At 61.6% G+C, this 17,036-nt stretch carries 20 protein-coding genes, 6 tRNA genes, 2 pseudogenes and 1 riboswitch; of the genes and pseudogenes, 14 read left to right on the forward strand and 14 right to left on the reverse strand.

Annotation, left to right across the window (positions count from 1 at the left end):
• Nucleotides 1–10: 10 nt before the first annotated feature.
• From ribA to ACIQLI_RS06755, 10 genes are all read right to left on the reverse strand, one after another.
• Nucleotides 11–715 (reverse strand): GTP cyclohydrolase II, encoded by a 705-nt coding sequence (gene ribA, locus ACIQLI_RS06710; protein ID WP_400386408.1) that lies wholly within the window; start codon nucleotides 713–715, stop codon nucleotides 11–13.
• Complete coding sequence (gene ribB, locus ACIQLI_RS06715; protein WP_400386411.1) at nucleotides 712–1,407, reverse strand: 3,4-dihydroxy-2-butanone-4-phosphate synthase; 696 nt, start codon at nucleotides 1,405–1,407, stop codon at nucleotides 712–714. Before ribB ends, ribA begins: the two co-directional genes overlap by 4 nt.
• Nucleotides 1,404–2,033 carry a riboflavin synthase gene (locus tag ACIQLI_RS06720; protein WP_354225644.1) on the reverse strand — a complete coding sequence of 210 codons (630 nt, stop codon included), beginning with the start codon at nucleotides 2,031–2,033 and terminating at the stop codon, nucleotides 1,404–1,406. The genes ribB and ACIQLI_RS06720 overlap by 4 nt, the downstream gene beginning before the upstream one ends.
• On the reverse strand, nucleotides 2,033–3,172 hold the full coding sequence (ribD, locus tag ACIQLI_RS06725; RefSeq protein ID WP_400386414.1) for a bifunctional diaminohydroxyphosphoribosylaminopyrimidine deaminase/5-amino-6-(5-phosphoribosylamino)uracil reductase RibD: 1,140 nt from the start codon (nucleotides 3,170–3,172) through the stop codon (nucleotides 2,033–2,035). The genes ACIQLI_RS06720 and ribD overlap by 1 nt, the downstream gene beginning before the upstream one ends.
• Entirely contained in the window at nucleotides 3,169–3,873 is a 705-nt protein-coding gene (gene pnuC / locus ACIQLI_RS06730; protein ID WP_400386417.1) for a nicotinamide riboside transporter PnuC, read from the reverse strand. Before pnuC ends, ribD begins: the two co-directional genes overlap by 4 nt.
• 89 nt (nucleotides 3,874–3,962) lie before the next feature.
• A riboswitch (FMN riboswitch) is annotated at nucleotides 3,963–4,118 on the reverse strand.
• Nucleotides 4,119–4,195: 77 nt separating this feature from the next.
• Nucleotides 4,196–4,870 (reverse strand): ribulose-phosphate 3-epimerase, encoded by a 675-nt coding sequence (gene rpe / locus ACIQLI_RS06735; RefSeq protein WP_400386419.1) that lies wholly within the window; start codon nucleotides 4,868–4,870, stop codon nucleotides 4,196–4,198.
• Between the two features lie 45 nt (nucleotides 4,871–4,915).
• Nucleotides 4,916–6,466, reverse strand: coding sequence for an RsmB/NOP family class I SAM-dependent RNA methyltransferase (locus ACIQLI_RS06740; protein ID WP_400386423.1), 1,551 nt, complete (start codon nucleotides 6,464–6,466; stop codon nucleotides 4,916–4,918).
• Nucleotides 6,463–7,383, reverse strand: coding sequence for a methionyl-tRNA formyltransferase (gene fmt / locus ACIQLI_RS06745; protein ID WP_400386425.1), 921 nt, complete (start codon nucleotides 7,381–7,383; stop codon nucleotides 6,463–6,465). Before fmt ends, ACIQLI_RS06740 begins: the two co-directional genes overlap by 4 nt.
• Nucleotides 7,380–7,952: a peptide deformylase gene (gene def / locus ACIQLI_RS06750; RefSeq protein WP_400386428.1), complete on the reverse strand. Its 573-nt coding sequence runs from the start codon at nucleotides 7,950–7,952 to the stop codon at nucleotides 7,380–7,382. The genes fmt and def overlap by 4 nt, the downstream gene beginning before the upstream one ends.
• Before the next feature lie 70 nt (nucleotides 7,953–8,022).
• Nucleotides 8,023–8,907: a cytochrome gene (locus ACIQLI_RS06755; protein WP_400386431.1), complete on the reverse strand. Its 885-nt coding sequence runs from the start codon at nucleotides 8,905–8,907 to the stop codon at nucleotides 8,023–8,025.
• Between the two features lie 965 nt (nucleotides 8,908–9,872).
• Between ACIQLI_RS06755 and ACIQLI_RS06760 the strand changes: the two genes are divergently transcribed.
• Nucleotides 9,873–10,073, forward strand: a complete 201-nt coding sequence (locus tag ACIQLI_RS06760) for a hypothetical protein (protein ID WP_400386434.1) — start codon at nucleotides 9,873–9,875, stop codon at nucleotides 10,071–10,073.
• Nucleotides 10,074–10,124: 51 nt separating this feature from the next.
• On the opposite strand, the gene ACIQLI_RS06765 is transcribed toward ACIQLI_RS06760, so the two are convergent.
• Nucleotides 10,125–10,289: a hypothetical protein gene (locus tag ACIQLI_RS06765; protein ID WP_400386437.1), complete on the reverse strand. Its 165-nt coding sequence runs from the start codon at nucleotides 10,287–10,289 to the stop codon at nucleotides 10,125–10,127.
• Between the two features lie 202 nt (nucleotides 10,290–10,491).
• Between ACIQLI_RS06765 and ACIQLI_RS06770 the strand changes: the two are divergent.
• Nucleotides 10,492–10,662: pseudogene (locus ACIQLI_RS06770) on the forward strand (ankyrin repeat domain-containing protein); the annotation flags it as partial.
• A gap of 30 nt (nucleotides 10,663–10,692) precedes the next feature.
• Nucleotides 10,693–11,220 (forward strand): hypothetical protein, encoded by a 528-nt coding sequence (locus ACIQLI_RS06775; RefSeq protein ID WP_400386440.1) that lies wholly within the window; start codon nucleotides 10,693–10,695, stop codon nucleotides 11,218–11,220.
• Nucleotides 11,221–11,254: 34 nt separating this feature from the next.
• Here ACIQLI_RS06775 and ACIQLI_RS06780 read toward each other — a convergent pair whose 3' ends face one another.
• On the reverse strand, nucleotides 11,255–11,485 hold the full coding sequence (locus ACIQLI_RS06780; protein WP_400386443.1) for a helix-turn-helix domain-containing protein: 231 nt from the start codon (nucleotides 11,483–11,485) through the stop codon (nucleotides 11,255–11,257).
• Nucleotides 11,486–11,584: 99 nt separating this feature from the next.
• Here ACIQLI_RS06780 and ACIQLI_RS06785 point away from each other — a divergent pair, with 99 nt between their 5' ends.
• The 6 genes from ACIQLI_RS06785 (at nucleotide 11,585) to ACIQLI_RS06810 (ending at nucleotide 14,941) form a co-directional block, all read left to right on the forward strand.
• On the forward strand, nucleotides 11,585–11,836 hold the full coding sequence (locus tag ACIQLI_RS06785; protein ID WP_400386446.1) for a hypothetical protein: 252 nt from the start codon (nucleotides 11,585–11,587) through the stop codon (nucleotides 11,834–11,836).
• 93 nt (nucleotides 11,837–11,929) lie between these two features.
• A complete protein-coding gene (locus tag ACIQLI_RS06790; protein ID WP_400386448.1) occupies nucleotides 11,930–13,090 on the forward strand; it encodes an alpha/beta hydrolase in 1,161 nt (386 codons plus the stop codon).
• Nucleotides 13,065–13,337 carry a hypothetical protein gene (locus ACIQLI_RS06795; protein ID WP_400386451.1) on the forward strand — a complete coding sequence of 91 codons (273 nt, stop codon included), beginning with the start codon at nucleotides 13,065–13,067 and terminating at the stop codon, nucleotides 13,335–13,337. The genes ACIQLI_RS06790 and ACIQLI_RS06795 overlap by 26 nt, the downstream gene beginning before the upstream one ends.
• 122 nt (nucleotides 13,338–13,459) lie before the next feature.
• Nucleotides 13,460–13,855 carry a hypothetical protein gene (locus ACIQLI_RS06800; RefSeq protein ID WP_311214270.1) on the forward strand — a complete coding sequence of 132 codons (396 nt, stop codon included), beginning with the start codon at nucleotides 13,460–13,462 and terminating at the stop codon, nucleotides 13,853–13,855.
• 150 nt (nucleotides 13,856–14,005) lie between these two features.
• Nucleotides 14,006–14,425 (forward strand): hypothetical protein, encoded by a 420-nt coding sequence (locus ACIQLI_RS06805; protein WP_400386454.1) that lies wholly within the window; start codon nucleotides 14,006–14,008, stop codon nucleotides 14,423–14,425.
• Nucleotides 14,426–14,794: 369 nt separating this feature from the next.
• Entirely contained in the window at nucleotides 14,795–14,941 is a 147-nt protein-coding gene (locus tag ACIQLI_RS06810) for a hypothetical protein (protein ID WP_400386457.1), read from the forward strand.
• 878 nt (nucleotides 14,942–15,819) lie between these two features.
• On the opposite strand, the pseudogene ACIQLI_RS06815 reads toward ACIQLI_RS06810, so the two are convergent.
• A pseudogene (locus tag ACIQLI_RS06815) lies at nucleotides 15,820–15,903 on the reverse strand (hypothetical protein); the annotation flags it as partial.
• Between the two features lie 253 nt (nucleotides 15,904–16,156).
• Nucleotides 16,157–16,231 (reverse strand) — tRNA-Val (locus tag ACIQLI_RS06820).
• A 249-nt stretch (nucleotides 16,232–16,480) separates the two neighbouring features.
• On the opposite strand from ACIQLI_RS06820, the gene ACIQLI_RS06825 reads away from it, so the two are divergent.
• From ACIQLI_RS06825 to ACIQLI_RS06845, 5 genes are all read left to right on the forward strand, one after another.
• Nucleotides 16,481–16,553, forward strand: a tRNA-Gly gene (locus ACIQLI_RS06825).
• A gap of 46 nt (nucleotides 16,554–16,599) precedes the next feature.
• A tRNA-Cys gene (locus ACIQLI_RS06830) sits at nucleotides 16,600–16,670 on the forward strand.
• 39 nt (nucleotides 16,671–16,709) lie between these two features.
• A tRNA-Val gene (locus ACIQLI_RS06835) sits at nucleotides 16,710–16,784 on the forward strand.
• Between the two features lie 57 nt (nucleotides 16,785–16,841).
• A tRNA-Gly gene (locus ACIQLI_RS06840) sits at nucleotides 16,842–16,914 on the forward strand.
• A 25-nt stretch (nucleotides 16,915–16,939) separates the two neighbouring features.
• Nucleotides 16,940–17,014 (forward strand) — tRNA-Val (locus tag ACIQLI_RS06845).
• Nucleotides 17,015–17,036 lie beyond the last annotated feature (22 nt).

Here is a 17,036-nt window from a genome sequence, read left to right on the forward strand (position 1 = left end):
GGGGATCCGTTCAGTCTTGGTTGTTGTCAAAGGTGTGGTTCGAAGGCGTCTTGCCATTGCTGACGGGCTCGACATCGAGCGTCAGCCGGTGGTCCATCCGGTCCTTCTTGGTTTGCAGGTAGCGCAGGTTTTGTTCGCGTGAGGGCACCTCGGTGGGCACCATTTCCACTACGGTCACTCCGGCTTTGTCGAGCCGGTGCTGTTTGTCGGGATTGTTGCTCAGCAGCCGGACTTCGTGGAGGCCCATTTCGGCCAGGATCTGCCCTGCAGCACTGTACGAACGTGCATCCACCGGCAGGCCCAGCTGCTCATTGGCTTCAACGGTGTCGAACCCGGCTTCCTGCAAGGCGTAGGCCTTGATCTTGTTGGCCAGTCCGATGCCACGGCCCTCCTGGCCGCGCAGGTAGAGCAGCGTTCCGCCTTCGGCATGGATGAGTTCCAGGGCGAAAGCAAGCTGTTCTCCGCAGTCGCAGCGGTATGAGCCGAAAACATCGCCGGTCAGGCATTCGGAGTGCAGCCGTACCAGGGGCGCACGGCCGTCCTTGGGCGGATTGGGCGAACTGACGGCGAGATGCTCAACACCGGTCACGTGGTCCGTCCAGGCTTGTGCCACGAAGTCTCCAAATGCCGTGGGCAGCTGCACCACGGGTCCACCGCTGACGGGATGCGGCGCCGGGCCGGAATGGTCACTGCTGCGCGTGGTCGATGCGGTCATCGCTTCTCCTCGTCCTCCTGTGAAATATGTGCCGCCTGGGACTCTACCGCCTCAACATACGACACCAGGTCCTCTATGGAGATGAGGGGGCATCCATGCTCGGCGGCGAAGTCGCGCAGGCTGTCCAAGCGCATCATTTCACCATCATCATGTACCAACTCTGCGATCACACCCACCGGGGCCAGCCCGGCAAGACGGCACAGGTCCACAGCAGCTTCCGTGTGACCCGGACGTTCCCGCACTCCCCCGTTAACCGCACGCAACGGGAAAATATGCCCGGGACGGGTGATTGAGGCCGGGGTGCTGCTCGGATCAGCCAGAATGCGGGCCGTCAGAGCCCGGTCCGTAGCCGATATGCCTGTGCTGACGCCGATCGCCGCATCGCAGGAAACGGTGTATGCGGTCCCCTTGGCGTCCTCGTTGATCTCCACCATGGCGGGCAGCACCAGCGCGTCCGCACGTTCGCCGTCCAAAGGGACGCAGATGACGCCGGATGAATACCGGATGGTCCATCCCATGAGGGTGGGCGTGGCGTGCTGGGCGGCGAAAATAATGTCGCCTTCGTTTTCACGGTCTTCGTTGTCCACCACGATCACTGCCCGGCCCGCGGCCATGGCCTCAATGGCGGCTTCCACGGGATCCAGTCCAGTACGGGGTGTTCCGGCCTGTGATGTCTTGGCAGGGGCGCTCATCGTGTGCTCCCTGCTTGCGGCGCGAAGGACAGGAGGCGTTCGGTGTACTTTGCCAACACGTCCACTTCAAGGTTGACGCGGCCACCCACTGGCTTGGCTCCCAGCCCGGTTTCTTCCAGCGTTGTGGGGATCAGCCCCACCTCAAACCACGGCGCCGGTTCGGCTGCAGCGCTGACGGCGGTCACCGTCAGTGAGACACCGTCGACGGCGATCGAACCTTTCTCGGCAATGTAGCGTGCCAGCGGGGCCGGGACGCCGAAGCGCAGCCGATCCCAGTTGCCCAAGGCCTCGCGCTCCAGCAACTCCCCCACACCGTCCACGTGCCCCTGCACCACGTGGCCGTCCAGGCGTCCGCCTGCTGGAACACAGCGTTCAAGGTTTACGGTGTCCCCCGGGGCCAACCCGCCGATAGTGGTCCGGACGAGGGTTTCGCCCATGACATCAACGCTGAAGTCCTGCCCGTCGATCTGCGTGGCGGTCAGGCACACTCCATTGACGGCGATGGATCCACCCAAGGCCAAGCCATCGGTGGTGGTGGGTGCTTTCAGCCGCAGCGTGGCGCTGGCATCGCCGTCGTGATCAATGCCCAGCACGGTGCCTTGTTCTGCAACGATTCCCGTAAACATCAGTGTCCTCCTGTGACGTGTTCCGCAGCTTCACTGCGCGGAACCAAACTCTTGTGTAGTGCCGAATTCTTGATGGTGCCGGCGGTGCCCCTTGGGGACCTCAGGTGCAACCGAAGGTCGTTGCCGAGCATCCGGACTGCTCCGCCTCCGGCGTCGTCCCAGGACCAGTGCTGGGCGTCCTTCAGCGTGGTGATTCCGAGGTCGTGCAGTGCAGGTATTCCGGACCCCAGCAACGTCGGAGCCATGTAGACGATCAGTTCGTCCACGAGGTGCGCACCCAGGAATGTGCTCAGGATGGACGAGCCTCCTTCCACCATGACGTGCCTGACGCCCTGGTCGAACAGCATGCCCAAAGCCTCTGCCGGATCCCGTGTCGGCAGGTGCACGAAGCGCCCGTCGGCTCCCCGGACGGCGGCATCTTCAGGAACGTCCCGTAGACCCATCACGGCCCGGACCGGCTGCCGGCTGGAGAGTTCTCCCTCCGCGTCCCTCGCAGTGAGCCGGGGATTGTCAATCAGGACGGTACCCGTGCCCACCAGGATGGCGTCGATGAGTCCCCTCAGCCCATGGTTGTCCGCGAGCGACTCCGGACTGGAGATCCATTGGCTGGTGCCGTCGTCGGCCGCAATGCGGCTGTCCAGCGTCTGGGCGATATGCAACGTGACGAACGGGCGCTTGGCGGCAACGGCGTCGAACCAGTCCCGGTTGAGGTCGAACGCCCGGTCGAGCGCCAGCCCGGAACGGACCTCCACGCCGGCGGAGCGGAGCGTGCGGGCGCCGCCCGCAGCGGGGTCGTGAGGATCGTCGACGGCGTAAATCACCTTTGAGATTCCCGCCGCCATGATTGCCTGCGCGCAGGGTCCCGTGCGGCCCACGTGGTTGCACGGTTCCAAGGTCACCACCATGGTTGTTCCCACAGTGTCGATGCCCTGCTTGCGGGCTTCGGAGATCGCGTCTGCTTCGGCATGGGCCGTGCCGGCACCCCGGTGGTACCCCGTCGCCAACTGTTCGCCGCCGGGACTGAGGATGACTGCTCCAACCAACGGGTTGGCTCCGCGGGGACCGGCAAGGGCTGCGGCGAGTGCAGTATCCATCGCCGCGTGTTCCGCCGGAGTGTAGAGGGTTGTATCGGCGGTCATCGTCCAGCTCCTGCCGGTACGGCAATGTCCGGTGTGCTGGCATCGCGACCGGCACGTTCGCGCTTTTCGGCCCGCCACCAGACGAAGAAGCCGGCCAAGGTGAAGAAGCCGTAAAACAGGTACATGACCGCACTGGCGTAGTAGCCGGCGCTGAACAGCAACGGCACACCCACGATGTCCACGGCAACCCAGATCAGCCAGAACTCAGTCCATCCACGGGCCATGCCGTAGGTTGCCAGAAGTGACCCCATGAAGGTCCAGGCGTCGGCCCAGACCGGCGGGTAGGAGCCGAGGGCATCGAACAAAGGCGTCAGTGCTGCCGTGCCGGCCACCATGGCGCCAACCAGAGCGATGCGGACCTTGTTGCTGGCCCAGCCGGGCACAATGGCGCGCCCTTGGCTGCTCGATTGCCGGCCTTGCTGCCACCGATACCAGCCGTAAACGGCGACGGCGATGAACATCACCTGCCGTGCTGCTTGCCCCCACAGGGTAGCCGGCGCTGCAGCACCAAAGACGTTACCCAGGAAGACCGTGAGCAGGAGGATGTTGCCGACTATGCCGATCGGCCAAGCCCAGACTTTGCGGCGCATACCGCCGAGGGCGCTGAGGAGCCCAAAGATGTTTCCAAGCACTTCGCGTAAGACAAGAGCAGATCCTCCAACGGGGATCTGTGCTTCGAAGAGCCATCGCAGAAAGTCCATGCCGTTCCTTCCCAGTTAGCCGCGATGACTCCGGGGGTGTACGACAGCGCAATGCCGGGCGTCGCTAAAGGAACGCCCACGGCATGACTGTACGTGCTTCTCCCATCCAGACTTTAACTGTCGGTACCGGAATTTCACCGGTTCAACCGTCTGCCATCGAAGCTCCAATAGCTTGGAATCCGATGGCTCGCGGGTCGCGGACTATAACCGCCGGTTCGGACTTACACCGACCCCGGAGCACGTATGTGTGTTGTTATTCTGCCACAACTACCAAGATGGCCAGGCTATTCCCAGCCATCTTCGTAACATGTGGTGACGATCGTCAGGCGAACGTCGCCGTCACAGCCTGGCCCGCTGCACGGAGCCGCTCGATCGCCGCCGCTGGGTCCTGGTGCCCATAGACTGCCGAGCCTGCCACGAACACGTTGGCCCCTGCTTCCGCAGCCCTGATGATCGTCTCCTCGGTAATGCCCCCATCCACTTGGATGGCCACGCCGATGCCGGAGCCCTCCACAGCGGCCCGCGCACGTCGGATCTTGGGCAGGGTGATGTCCAGGAAGGACTGCCCACCGAATCCGGGCTCCACCGTCATGATCAACAGCATGTCCAACTCGCTGAGCATGTCCAGGTAGGGCTCAACCGGTGTGGCGGGACGAAGGGCCATTCCAGCTTTGGACCCTCTAGCACGCAGTTCGCGTGCCAGCTTGACGGGGGCCATGGCGGCTTCCGCATGGAACGTCACCGAAGCGACGCCGGCATCCGCGTAGGCAGGCGCCCAACGGTCGGCGTCGGAAATCATCAGGTGCGCGTCCAACGGTACCGGGCTGACTGCTTGGATCCGCTGCACCACCGGCAGGCCCAGCGTCAGGTTGGGGACAAAGTGGTTGTCCATGACGTCGACGTGGACGGCATCGGCATTGCTGATCCGCTGCAGTTCCGCCTCAAGGTTGACGAAATCGGCAGACAAGATGCTCGGGTTGATACAGCACTGAGACAAAGCAGCCCCTCTGGGTCGGTGGGAACGAAAGCCGGGTTCCGGCAGTTACGGCTTTTTACGGATGATGGCCATAAACATGGCATCCGTTTGGTGGACGTGCGGCCACAACTGGGCCGTTTGTTCGTGACCGGCACCCAAGTGTCCGGTGAGGCTGGCATCGTCAAGCGCCTGCCCGGCGTCGAGCAGTTCCAGGTCCTCACGCTTGGACATGACGTCGCTGACAACCGCAGTGGTTTCGGCCGGGTGCGGCGAGCATGTCACATAGGCAACCACCCCGCCGGGCTTCACTGCGTCAATTGCAGACTTCAGGAGATCACGTTGCAACGGGCCGAGGTCGCCAATGTCCTTGGGTGAGCGCCGCCAGCGCGATTCGGGCCGCCTGCGCAACGCTCCCAGCCCGCTGCAGGGAACATCAACCAGTACGCGGTCGAAAGATTCCGCCTGCTCCGACCCAACGTCGCGTCCATCACCGGTCCGTACCGACCAAGTGTCCTCCGGAACAGCTGAAAGGGCCTGCTGAACGAGCTTCGCCCTGTGTGGCGCGGGCTCATTGGCCAACAAAGTAGCGCCGTCCCGGTGCGCCAGGGCAGCCAGAAGAGCGGCCTTGCCTCCCGGACCTGCGCACAAGTCCAGCCAGCGTTCACTTTCGGAAGTGCCTCCGCCAAGGTCCACGCCAGCCAGAGCCCGGGCAACCAGCTGGGATCCGACATCCTGGACACGGGTGGTTCCGCGACGGACCGTCTCCAGGCGGCCGAGGTCTCCGCCGGCGGACAACGCCGAATCTTCCACCAGTTCGCCAGCCGTGGCCCCATTGTCGAAAGCCTCGTCCAGGCTTCCCAAACCCGGCAGCGCCACAAGATTGACCACCGGCGCGGCATTGTCCGCCTCCAGCAGGTCATCAATCTCCGACTTCGGACGGCCGTGGTTGACCAGCGACTGGCGCAGTGCGCGGACGATCCATTCAGGATGGGCATGCCGGAGCGAGGCGATCCGGGTTTCATCGGTTTCGTTGGCCAACAGGATGTCCAGCCACTCGCCCATGCTGTGGGCAGTGACCTTGCGCAGGACGGCGTTGATCAGGGCAGACGGACCTGCGCCTATGACGGCACGCGCCAAGCCAACGGTCTGGTCCAAGGCTGCATGCGCAGGAACACGCATCGAGAGCAACTGATGGGCGCCAATCCGCAGGGCATCCAGGATGGCAGGATCCAGCTGCTCAAGGGGGCGGTCCACGCAGCGGGCCAGAATGGCGTCATAGGTGCCTTGGCCCCGCAAAGCGCCATAGCTCAACTCCGTGGCAAAGCCGGCATCCCGGCGATCCAAGCGGTGTTCCCGGATGCGGGCTGGAAGCACCAAGTTAGCGTAGGCATCCTCGGAAGCAACAGCACGGAGCACTTCGAAGGCCACCAGGCGGGCCGGGTCAGCGCGGCGCGTACGCTGCGAGGGGGCATTGTTCGTGAAGCCCCGCTGAGGGCCACGGTTTCGCTCCCGACCCTGGGCGTCACGCCGGCTTTCGCCACGCGCACCCCGGTTGCCTTGTCCGGCGCCGTCCCGGTTCCCGCTGTTGTTGGGGCCTCGCCGGCCGGACTCACTCATTCGAATACCACTCTCTCGGGTGTTGCCAAGCCGCGGGCCCAGTCAGCCGACGACATCATTTTCTTACCGGCCGGCTGGATCCTGCCGAGCTCAACGGCGTGGGATCCGGTGCCTACCAGAACAGATTTGCCATCCACCCTGATGGTGCCGGGAGCCAAGTCCTTAACCTCAGGACGGAGGGTCACTGGTTCAAGTTTGATCCGCTGGCCTTCCAGCGTTGTCCATGCCCCCGGCTCGGGAGTGACGCCACGAGCCCGGCGACTGAGAGCCAGGGCAGGCAACTGCCAGTCAAGGCGGCCATCATCCAGCCCCAATTTAGGAGCGAGGGAGACTTCCCCGGTTTGCGGTTGCGGGGCAGCCTGACCGGCGTCGATCGCAGAAAGCGTCTGGCTAAGAAGCACGGCCCCGCTGATGGAGAGGCGTTCAAGGAGGTCTCCGGCGGTGTCGTCTGGCCGAACAGCTTCAGTGAGGGTACCGAAGACTGGCCCGGTGTCCAGGCCTTCCTCGAGCTGGAACGTCACGGCACCGGTGATCTCGTCTCCCGCGATGATTGAACGCTGGACCGGGGCAGCGCCCCGCCAAGCAGGAAGGAGGGAGAAATGCAGATTGACCCACCCATGCGTCGGAACTCCCAAAGCTGCCTTCGGAACAATCCCCCCGTAGGCAACAATGGCGGCGACATCCGGGGCGAACTCCGAGATCCGGGCGGTGGTGTCCGCATCGACCCTGACCGCACGAATGACGGCGATACCCAGTTCCATCGCCCGCGCTGCGACGGGTGAAGGTGTCCGGACCCTCTTCCGGCCGACCGGCGCGTCCGGGCGCGTCAGGACAGCAACGACGTCGAATCCTGCCTTAACCAGTGCGTCCAAAGACGGGACCGCCACGGCTGGGGTGCCAGCAAAAAGGACCCTCACTCGGGAGCCCCGAAACTGCCGCCACCAAAGCTTGATCCCACGCTGGTGGCACGCTGGGACGTAGTCTTCTCCGTGATGGCGTGGTAGTTAGCGTTCCGGATGGCGCGGAGAGCTGCCTTCCGGCCCTCCCCTTCCAACCTGTCCGTGTACAAAATGCCGTCAAGGTGGTCCGTCTCGTGCTGGAAGCACCGGGCAAGCATGCCCTCGGCTTCCACCGAAACCGGGTTGCCGTTGATATCAACACCAGTAGCCCTGGTTGTCCGGAAACGGCGGACCGGGAAGCCCAAGCCGGGGATCGAGAGGCAACCCTCTACTTCGTCCGGCTGGAAGTCATCGCTGTTTTCCAGGACAGGGTTGATGATGTGGCCTTCCACTCCCCCAATGCGGTACGTAAAAACACGCTGGCTGACGCCGATCTGAGGTGCAGCGAGGCCTGCGCCTTCCACGTCCTCCATGGTTTCCGTCATGTCAGCTACCAGCTTGGCGAGCTCCGGACCGAAATCGGTGACGGGGTCCGCTACGGTGCGCAACACCGGATCCCCGATGATTCGGATACTCAAAATTGCCATGTGCTGTCAGTCCTCACTATCGTCAAACCCGGCTCCGGGTGTTGCGGAGCCTAAGCCAGTTTAGTTGAGGTCATTCGCCGCTGCTGCTGTTGGCGGCTCCGGCACCGACCGCTGCGAACACCGGCGGAGCAACAGGCAACAGTGCTTGTCCCGCCGCAGAGACATCTGCCGACATTTCCCAGACGCGGCGAAGCGCGCAGAACTTCCACCAGTGGTGCTTGAGGATTTCCGGGTTGGCCCGCATCGGCCTGACTTCGGTCTCTCCGATGGCTACAGCGAGCAGCATGGGGTTATCTCCGTATTTCCACGGCTCCCATTCACCGGCAACGGGATCGACCAGGCTTTCCTCCGCCTTCATTCCGGCGGCGAGCTGCATGACCACTTTGTCATCCAAGGCCTTGACCGTTCCGTCCCTGGTAGAGCCCTTGGTCTTGTAGTCGATCAGGCAGATACGCCCGTTGATCCGGGCTACAAGGTCAAGTGTCCCGGCATAGCCCACCGTCTTGTTCCACACGGTGATCTCCGGGGCTAAAGGCTCCACCCGGTACAGCTCCCACCATTCGTCGAAACGGGCAGCGAAGGCCTGCTCACCATGGGCTGCGAGGTCATCGCGGCATTCCTGCATCCGGTGGGGGCGGCCCAGAGCACGCAGGGCCACCTGCTCGCAGTAGGTGTGGACCCGGTCGCCTCGAGCGGCTGCCGCATCCCTATATACCTCAGCAGCTTTGGCCGCCTTGTTAATCGCTTGGCGGGTTTTAGCCGGGCTTCCAAGAATCGCCGGAAGCTCCGGATCCGCAGCGAGACTGCTCGCACCCATGTAGCTGAACCAACCGTCCAGCGAGTGGGCCTGTTGTCCGATCACCGTGGTGATGGAGGGAACCGAAAATTGCTCCGTAGTGGAGCGGGCATACATCCGGCCGTAGTCAGTAGCGTGGGCAAGCAGTGGAGCAGTCATATAAAGACTGTGTCATACAGGGCCGACAGAATTCTCCGGAGGGAAGATCATTGCCAGTTGCTCCGGTGCCAGCCTGGCAAGCTTCGCCGCAAGGATTGGAGCCGTCACCTCCAGCTCCGCAGAGGGCAGCCCAGGGTCAAGAGCGCTCCAAGGCACATCAGCTTCATCATCTGCACGCATGTTGAGAAAGTGCTCCGATGAAGCGTTTCGTGACGCGAAATACCCATCGGGGTTGTCGAATGCCGTGCAATTAAAGCCCCGCCATGCGCCCTATGTGCAACCGACACCTCAGGTGAACGGGACGGTAAAAAGCTCAGTCGCTGGACATAACTGCTTCCAGCACGGCCTGAAACTCCGGGCCGACGCGGATCGACAATTTTCCATCCTCAGACACCGAGGTCAGTTGCTCATATCCGGCGCCGCTGCTCCAGTACACGTGTGGGCTCACAGGACCAGGAGCATCGCTGCAGCCAATGGCAGTGAACCGCACCATGCCTTCAAGCACCATCACAAGACTCGTAGCTATGAGTGAGAATTTGGACGCCACAGCCAAACCGGTACCTCGCGCCTACGGTCGGGCCATGCTCGTATTGAGTCTTGCCTCTGCCGTAATCGGCGTGTTCCTCATAGCCACCCCGGACGGCTGGTGGACTTATGCGACAGCCGCCGTAGCTATCGGTTGGGCAGCCCTATCTAATTATTTCGGAGTCAGGGGTCTGTCGCGGTCTTCTTCGAAGCGAGTCAGCGCCAGCTCACGTTAGAACGGGCAACGTCTCTGACCGGCAGATAGTCAGTCGCTTTGGGTCAATCGTCCTGCGTCCGCGAAGTCGCAACGCGCTCCGGACCCTCCTGCACGACGGTCCTAAGTTCAGCCGCGCTTGGATGGTCGGCTGCTCGAAACCACGTCATCAGGTAAAGGCAAAACAGATGCCTGCCAGCTCTCAGGGGTGCCCTACACTGGGCGCATGGGGACAAACGGCAAGACGATGACCTTTTCGATACTCTCAGGACTGGCTGTTGCGGCGTTCTCGCTTTTTGCGGCGCTGTGGGTTAACGGGAATATCCCAGCGGCCGCCGCGATCTCTACTTCGTTCATCCTCGGCGTGGCTGTTTTTCTCGCCACGGCCAGAGGCCAGAACGATAAGAAACAGACCAGCCCCAACTAGCTCTCTGCAAATGCCAGTCACGCTTTCACGGATGAGCAAGTTATTTTCCAGCTAGTGCAGGTCCTCGAAGCTGTCCTCGCCAGGGCGCCAGACCATCCAGGACCGGTCTTCGAAGCCCATGAGCATAGCAATCTCGACATAGACCTCATCAACCGCGGGGTGAATCACCACGGTCCCCATATCGAGCTCAATGCGTATCCCTGTACGTCGTGTCACCATCCTAGAAGCGCAGCGCCCTCACACGACACGCGCCGCGCACGAAGAGATCCCCGCGGACGACGAAGTCGCGAGGATGATGCGGCGCGCTGAATCGCCCGGTAGACGGTGGAACGGGCCACGCCGAAGAGTTCCGCGATTTCGGTAGTGGCTTGATGCCGGCGCCACCGTTGATCTTCAAAACGGCTAGGGTAACACTGCGCTCTTTACTGCGGTCTTCAATTCAAACGGCCGTGGCGAACTGATCAAACTCCTCCGATCGCACGGCGCTGATCCACACTGCGTCAACGGTAGTGGCCAGACTCCCGTAGGGCTGGCACGCCTGATCGGCAACTACGACGTCGCGCAGTACTTCACCGACGTAGCTGAATAGCCTTCGCTGCTCCACCCGTAGGCTGATCCTGTGGAGAGAGTCCTGCTCGATCAAGTCATCCGGACCGACTACGGCCAGTTCGACCTTCTGTGGGCCGGCTATGGCTTTGACGGGATCTTTGAACGTTTCTTCGAGGGCCAGGCCAACGGCCTGGTCGGGGCGTCCAATCCCTACGGGATCTACGTACACTTCGGCCGGCGATCCGGCCGGTCAGACGTGCGCATCATTCTCCTGGATGAGCCAGCTGGGATGAACAGCGATTCCTCGTGGGAGGACATCGTCGAGCTATCCTTCACACTCCCCCCAGGACACGATCTGCGTTGGGCCTCGTGGGCCGATGAGACGACCGGAGAACTAGCTAACGTACCGCCCGGCGACTACCGTTTGCGGGTCAGCGCGAAGGGCCGTGATGCAGGAGAAGATGGAGAGTTCTCCGAAGAAGTCGTCGATCATTACCTCCTGGAGATGTGGCCAGCTACGCCAGAACCCGACGCCATCCTGCGTACCGGCAGCCAGAGCGCCGAGTACTGGCACAAGACGTGGGGAAGCCGCCGCTAGGCGCAGCATCGCTTCAAGCCTTTTCGCCTGGCCATCACTCCGGTAGTTCGCCGGCGGCGATGCGCTCTGCTGTGACTTTGTACGCCTCAGCGATGTAGCTCTCGACGTCGGTGGCAGCAATGCGCCAGACGCTCCGGCCTCCGACCTGAATACCCCGCAGATCGCCGGCTTTGAGCAGCGCCCTGATCTGCTTCACTGACACATTCAGCTCCTCGGGCACCTGTTCAGTTGTCAGGAACCGGCGCTTCTTCTTTTCGTCGGACACCCGTCCATCCTTAAATCCGTCCGGCTGCGTAGACCCTCAAGAGAAGCAATCAGCAGTTATGCTAGTCGTTGGATTTATTGTTCTGGTTTGGGGGCAGGCATGGGAATTGCTTTTGATGACGGCGCAGCCGACGCGCTGATCCGTGCCGCGAACTCCGCCGACGAACTCCTGCGTGCCGAGGGAGGCTTCCTGTACGGGGCCGTGGAGCAGGCAGTGCAGGACTTCAACGGCGGCTACGGGCGCCTGTTCAAGGACGCCTGCGGCATCAGGTCCGATGATCGCGGCAAGCTGGCAGGTGTCCTCGCGGTTCTGGCCGAGGACGTCGGCGAGGCCAAGCACAGGGCGCAGTAAGAGAAAGCCCGGCAAAAGAACATCGAAGCCTGGCAGCAACGCGACAACATCCGCAAACAGCACCTGCTCTCCGGGAACATCGCCGAAGCATCAGTGACAGTTGCCACCATGATCCTGGACCCGATGCCCGAGAGCACGCCGGTCCCTGCACCGGCTCTTTCAGCGGTGTTTTCGCCGCGGGACCGGCCCCGGTTCGCCGGCGGACCAGGAACCGGAACCACCTCGGCTGACCCGGGCAAACTGCGCGGCTTCGCGTCAGTGTCCCGGACGGCCACGAACACCCTGAGCTCACACTTTGTCGCAGTCCGGAACGCCTGGAGCAGCTTCACAGCATCGTGTTCCTGGGTGACCATCGAGACTGAATCTCTTGTTGCTGGTTTTGAGCGGCTGCTCGCCGCCAACGCAGCAGACGCCGATTGGATAGAGCAGGTCGCCACCGCATTCAAAACAGCCGGCAGCGGCGCTATCGCAGACAGCATGCTCAACGGCCTCTTCATCCAGTACGCAGCACCAAACCAAGTCGGCCTGAACGACCTCGGAACCATGAGTGCAGCGCAATTGAAGGTTTGGCTCGGTAATGGCGGCACCGCCCGGCTGCGGGAACTACTGACCCAACCAGGACTGGACCCCGTAGCCACAGCCACGTGGTGGTCTGGCCTCGGCCACTCCGTCGAGCCTGCCACCGGGAAAGTTACCGTCGGTGAAGAACAGCAGCTCCTGATCGATGCACTGCCGGAACTTATAGGGAACCTGAACGGTGTCACCGCGACCGCCAGGGACCTAGCCAACCGCAAGAAGTTGCTGCAGATGCACGACTACTTGAAGAAGTACCACGACGAGCACGGCGGAGAAGCTGATGAGGGCTCCCAGGAAGGCATGGTCAACAAAGTCTGGGAATCGCTCTACGACAGCGAGGCCAGGCCGAAAATTAATTCTCTGGATCCGTCCGGCATCCGGCAACTGATCAGCTTCGTTCCTTTTGGTCTGGGGCAAGGATCGGAGACTGGGTTCGGTGCATCTATTTCCGTGGGAGACCTTGACACCGCCAAGCACGTCACGTACCAGCTCCCGGGACTGGACACCACCATCGACAAGGACATGGCATCAAAAACCAGCCAGGCCAATGATCAACGACTCGATCAACGCTTGCTTGCGGACCCGGCCGGGATCGACCGGGACCGTCTTGCCGTTGTTGCCTGGATTGGTGTTGAGCCGGCCCAGGGTCTGGGTGTGCGACTGGGACCACGTAGCTGAGGTCGGGCATGGGCTCGGCTGGCAGCGTAAGAGTACCGACGACTCCGGATTCGGCGCTGTCACCTTTGGCACGGACGGCACCACAGGATCTGATGGTGCCATCGAGCACCCCACGAAAACCCACGACGGACAAACCGGTGGCACGGACGGCATCCACGGGTACTTCGACAGGAGAACCGAGTCAAGTAAAAACCAGGCCAGGATCGCCCTGGGCGTGGTCGACCAACTCACGAATGCGAAACGATGACAACCAAAACCCCTGCCCCATGCCGGCGCGTCCTTCCCGCCGCTGCGATCCTTCTTCTCACCCTTGCAGGGTGCGGGACAACGCCAAGCACCAACCCATCTACCAGCACCGCGGAGCAAACCATGGACCCAGAACAAGCCCGCAAAGAATACCTCGACCTCTTCACCCAAATCCAAGCTCTAGCCCCAGGAGACTGGGGTGTTGTAATCCCCCCTGACATCAAAGGCGATGTTTGCCGGCTCCCGGACAGGTCTGACGGCACGCAATTCTCAATTGATCTCCATCGGGACCCGGTGAGCCGGGAAGAAATGGACATTCTTCACGACAAGGTCAAGACACTTTTCGAAGCCACCGGGTTCACCGTCAAGCAAGAGACCGATGGTGGCCCAAACTTCATCAGAAGCACGGACGTGTTCGGCCCCGACAAGTTCGTCATGGGATTCGTCACCGGCAAATATGGCATCTCCCTCGGCGGAAATACCCGTTGCGTTCCCGACCCGGAAGGCAAATTCCGGTAGGAAACGATGACGACCCTGCACCGCCGCCGGTACTGGCGCGTACTTTCTACGGGTACCGTCTTGCTGCTGCTTGTGTCCGGATGCGCCGCTGGGTCTTCGGGTAGGAGTGCTGTTACAGCCCCATCACCCTCTCAAACCGCAGCGAGCAACATGGTTCCCGATGACGGGAAGAGCGTTACCACGAGCCCGGAAGCAGCCAGAACGGAGTTCTTCGGACTCCTCGATGAGATTCAGGCCTTGTCACCAGGCGACTGGGCGAACGAGGACGTACCGGCCGGTGGCTACTGCAACTTCCAGGAAACCGGAAACGGCAAATCGTTCGCTGGTGCGCGGACCCTGGGACCCCTAAGCACCACCGAGCGCGAGACACTCATGCAAAGAGTTCAGCAGTTTTATGTTTCTCATGGGTACAGCGTGAAGACCTTCGATCAATCAACGACCACAAACAAGCTCATCATGACCAACGGCTTCGGCCCGGACGGTTTGGTCATCCAGCTCTACACCGGTGACCTCAACACATCCGTAGATGGCAGCAGCCCCTGCGTTCAGGACCCGGAAGGCAGTAAGTAGTCCATCAAAAGGCGATTGTCAGGCCGCGACGGACAATGACAGATCTCATAAGCCGAGAAGCGACTAGCTGGTTGGGTGTTGATGCTGGCAGGCGTGCGCTCTCCACAACGGCGCGACCTCGTCGCATTATGGGCGCTGTGGGCGAGGGGCTGCGCTGATGCCACAGTGCGGTCTGCCTGCGGCTGAAGTTCCTGGCTCATGTCGTGCTTCCCCCTCTTATGTCGAGGCTGTGCCCGCAGCATTTCCAGAGGGAGTCTATCTTCAATCCGGGGCACGAGAAATGGAGAATGACCGGCAGAGAGCGCCGGCGGAGCCTGTTAGGAGAACCCCAGCTACAGCCACATGCTTCTCCTACGAAATGAGGCTCCCATGACACAGCAAAGAATCAACGGCTTCTACTCCAACGGTGGGATTCACGAATTCCTGAGCAACTTCTACTTCTGGTCATTCACGCTCACCTGGGATGCAGCAGCGCATCCAGACTCGCTGTTGGCTGAACATCTGGGCGCACGCTGATGGAGTTGCGCGCTGAGGAAGCTTTACCTCAGCCAAACCTTGCGTAGCCTTCCAGCGCTTATCAGTGGCTATATAACCAGCGATCCCAGACTCGACATCTGGCGCAGATATCCGGACACCACAGCAGACCAGCTTACGGACGGCTTCGCATGCGAGTCAGTGAGCGTGGGATTAGCTCGGTTCGCACAGAAGCGAAGCGCCAGTTTGCCGCACGGCTGGACAGCACCGAGGCACGTTTCGTCGTCTAATTTGTCCAGTCGCACTTGGACGGAACCGTTGGCCGGCCAGGGGATGTCCTATCCGTTATCGGTGCCACCACTGCTGGAGTAGGTGCGCATGGACTTTTGTCAGGAACGGCTCGCAGACGGCCATTGGGTCGATGGAACACTGGGGGTGGTCCCCCGAAAGACTGGACCGGCGCTTGGCCGGCACTCGGGCTGGGTACGCTTTGGAAGTGCCGAGATCCCCCACTACACGGCCACCATCTTCTGAGCTGAGACGGGTCCTACCGACGTCGAAAGACAGCACAGCCTGCCCCTTGGTGAAGGTGCACCGCCAATGACGCTGACGCTCGCGATCGAGAGGCTCCATGTTTCTTCGGCAGACCACACAGAGGAGCCATGAGCTATGCGCCTCTAGCCCATCAAAGCGGTCAACATAACAATGCAGAGGTATGGCTTTCCTCACGGAGTCCCAGCAATCGGCGTTTCCGAAACCAACCCGTGTGGGGGTTTCATCGACGGCCACAAATGGCAGCCCACTAACTTTTCAGACCCAATAAGTTCTTCCACACGCCATCGGCCATCAGACTACGTATCACCAGCGGCAAAGAGCTCGCGGAGCGTCTGCTCGCTTACGCGAACGGTCCGGCCCTTACGTTAGGGGTGGAAGGTCTCTAGCTCACCGGAATCCACCATCCGGCGGATGGTCTTCAGGCTGACGCCCATGCGTTCAGCAACATCGGGAAGGGAATAAGCGCGGAGAACATCCTCGGCACGTGCAGGTCGAGAGTGTCATCTCCTGACACAAACGTATTCGTCGTGGTACCCACCGTAGTACCGGAGTGGTGTCCCCGTGGTACTTGGGACCAATAGGTAGGCATCATCCTGCCGAGCAAGATTCAAGGACCTCGTTCGCGAGTCCCACGCAGGTACCACGGAGTGGAGGAAAATGCCTCAGAAACCCAGAAACCCCCGGAATTCCGGGGGTTTCTCTTGGTGGGCGATACTGGGTTCGAACCAGTGACCTCTTCGGTGTGAACGAAGCGCGCTACCACTGCGCCAATCGCCCGGGTGCATAGAAAACACTAACCGACCCCGGCCTGATTGCAAAACCGGTCAGCACCGCCATGACCGCACCAAACTACAGCGGTGGAATTACAACCGTGAAACTCGCCGCAGACCGCGTAAAGACAAGGATCCAGCGGCCTCCGAAACCAAATCCCCGCCGTCGATTTGGAGTTTGCAACAACCTCCTATAGAGTTTTTACTCGTCGGAAAGCGACGGAAAGCCTGCAGGGCTGGCCGTCAAAACCACACTGCGGACGTAGCTCAGCTGGTAGAGCACCACCTTGCCAAGGTGGATGTCGCGAGTTCGAATCTCGTCGTCCGCTCGCAAGGCACTGTCAAGGCAAGAATTCCTCGGAATCCTGCTTACACGGTGGGTTGGCCGAGAGGCGAGGCAGCGGCCTGCAAAGCCGTATACACGGGTTCGAATCCCGTACCCACCTCGGTGAAAACCATGTCTTCCAGCAGCTGGCTGGATGCATGGGCGATTGGCGCAGCGGTAGCGCGCTTCCCTGACACGGAAGAGGTCACTGGTTCGATCCCAGTATCGCCCACCAGAACAAGGCAACTTGTTTGTTGTTGACGGCCAGGCAGCAGCCCGGCAGGCAACATGTGCGGACGTAGCTCAGCTGGTAGAGCACCACCTTGCCAAGGTGGATGTCGCGAGTTCGAATCTCGTCGTCCGCTCTCCTACTCGGTAGGACCCGGAAACGGGCGATTGGCGCAGCGGTAGCGCGCTTCCCTGACACGGAAGAGGTCACTGGTTCGATCCCAGTATCGCCCACCAGAACAAGGCAACTTGTTTGTTG

The sequence above is a fragment of the Paenarthrobacter sp. NPDC091669 genome (assembly GCF_044756725.1).
Lineage (GTDB): Bacteria > Actinomycetota > Actinomycetes > Actinomycetales > Micrococcaceae > Arthrobacter > Arthrobacter bambusae_C.

Bases quoted from the DNA above. Each gene is read 5' to 3' on its own strand.
- ribA (WP_400386408.1), bottom strand. From the start codon at position 715: ATGACCGCATCGACCACGCGCAGCAGTGACCATTCCGGCCCGGCGCCG.
- ribB (WP_400386411.1), bottom strand. From the start codon at position 1,407: ATGAGCGCCCCTGCCAAGACATCACAGGCCGGAACACCCCGTACTGGA.
- ACIQLI_RS06720 (WP_354225644.1), bottom strand. From the start codon at position 2,033: ATGTTTACGGGAATCGTTGCAGAACAAGGCACCGTGCTGGGCATTGAT.
- ribD (WP_400386414.1), bottom strand. From the start codon at position 3,172: ATGACCGCCGATACAACCCTCTACACTCCGGCGGAACACGCGGCGATG.
- pnuC (WP_400386417.1), bottom strand. From the start codon at position 3,873: ATGGACTTTCTGCGATGGCTCTTCGAAGCACAGATCCCCGTTGGAGGA.
- ACIQLI_RS06740 (WP_400386423.1), bottom strand. From the start codon at position 6,466: ATGAGTGAGTCCGGCCGGCGAGGCCCCAACAACAGCGGGAACCGGGAC.
- def (WP_400386428.1), bottom strand. From the start codon at position 7,952: ATGGCAATTTTGAGTATCCGAATCATCGGGGATCCGGTGTTGCGCACC.
- ACIQLI_RS06755 (WP_400386431.1), bottom strand. From the start codon at position 8,907: ATGACTGCTCCACTGCTTGCCCACGCTACTGACTACGGCCGGATGTAT.
- ACIQLI_RS06760 (WP_400386434.1), top strand. From the start codon at position 9,873: ATGGGGACAAACGGCAAGACGATGACCTTTTCGATACTCTCAGGACTG.
- ACIQLI_RS06785 (WP_400386446.1), top strand. From the start codon at position 11,585: ATGGGAATTGCTTTTGATGACGGCGCAGCCGACGCGCTGATCCGTGCC.
- ACIQLI_RS06800 (WP_311214270.1), top strand. From the start codon at position 13,460: ATGGACCCAGAACAAGCCCGCAAAGAATACCTCGACCTCTTCACCCAA.
- ACIQLI_RS06805 (WP_400386454.1), top strand. From the start codon at position 14,006: ATGGTTCCCGATGACGGGAAGAGCGTTACCACGAGCCCGGAAGCAGCC.
- ACIQLI_RS06810 (WP_400386457.1), top strand. From the start codon at position 14,795: ATGACACAGCAAAGAATCAACGGCTTCTACTCCAACGGTGGGATTCAC.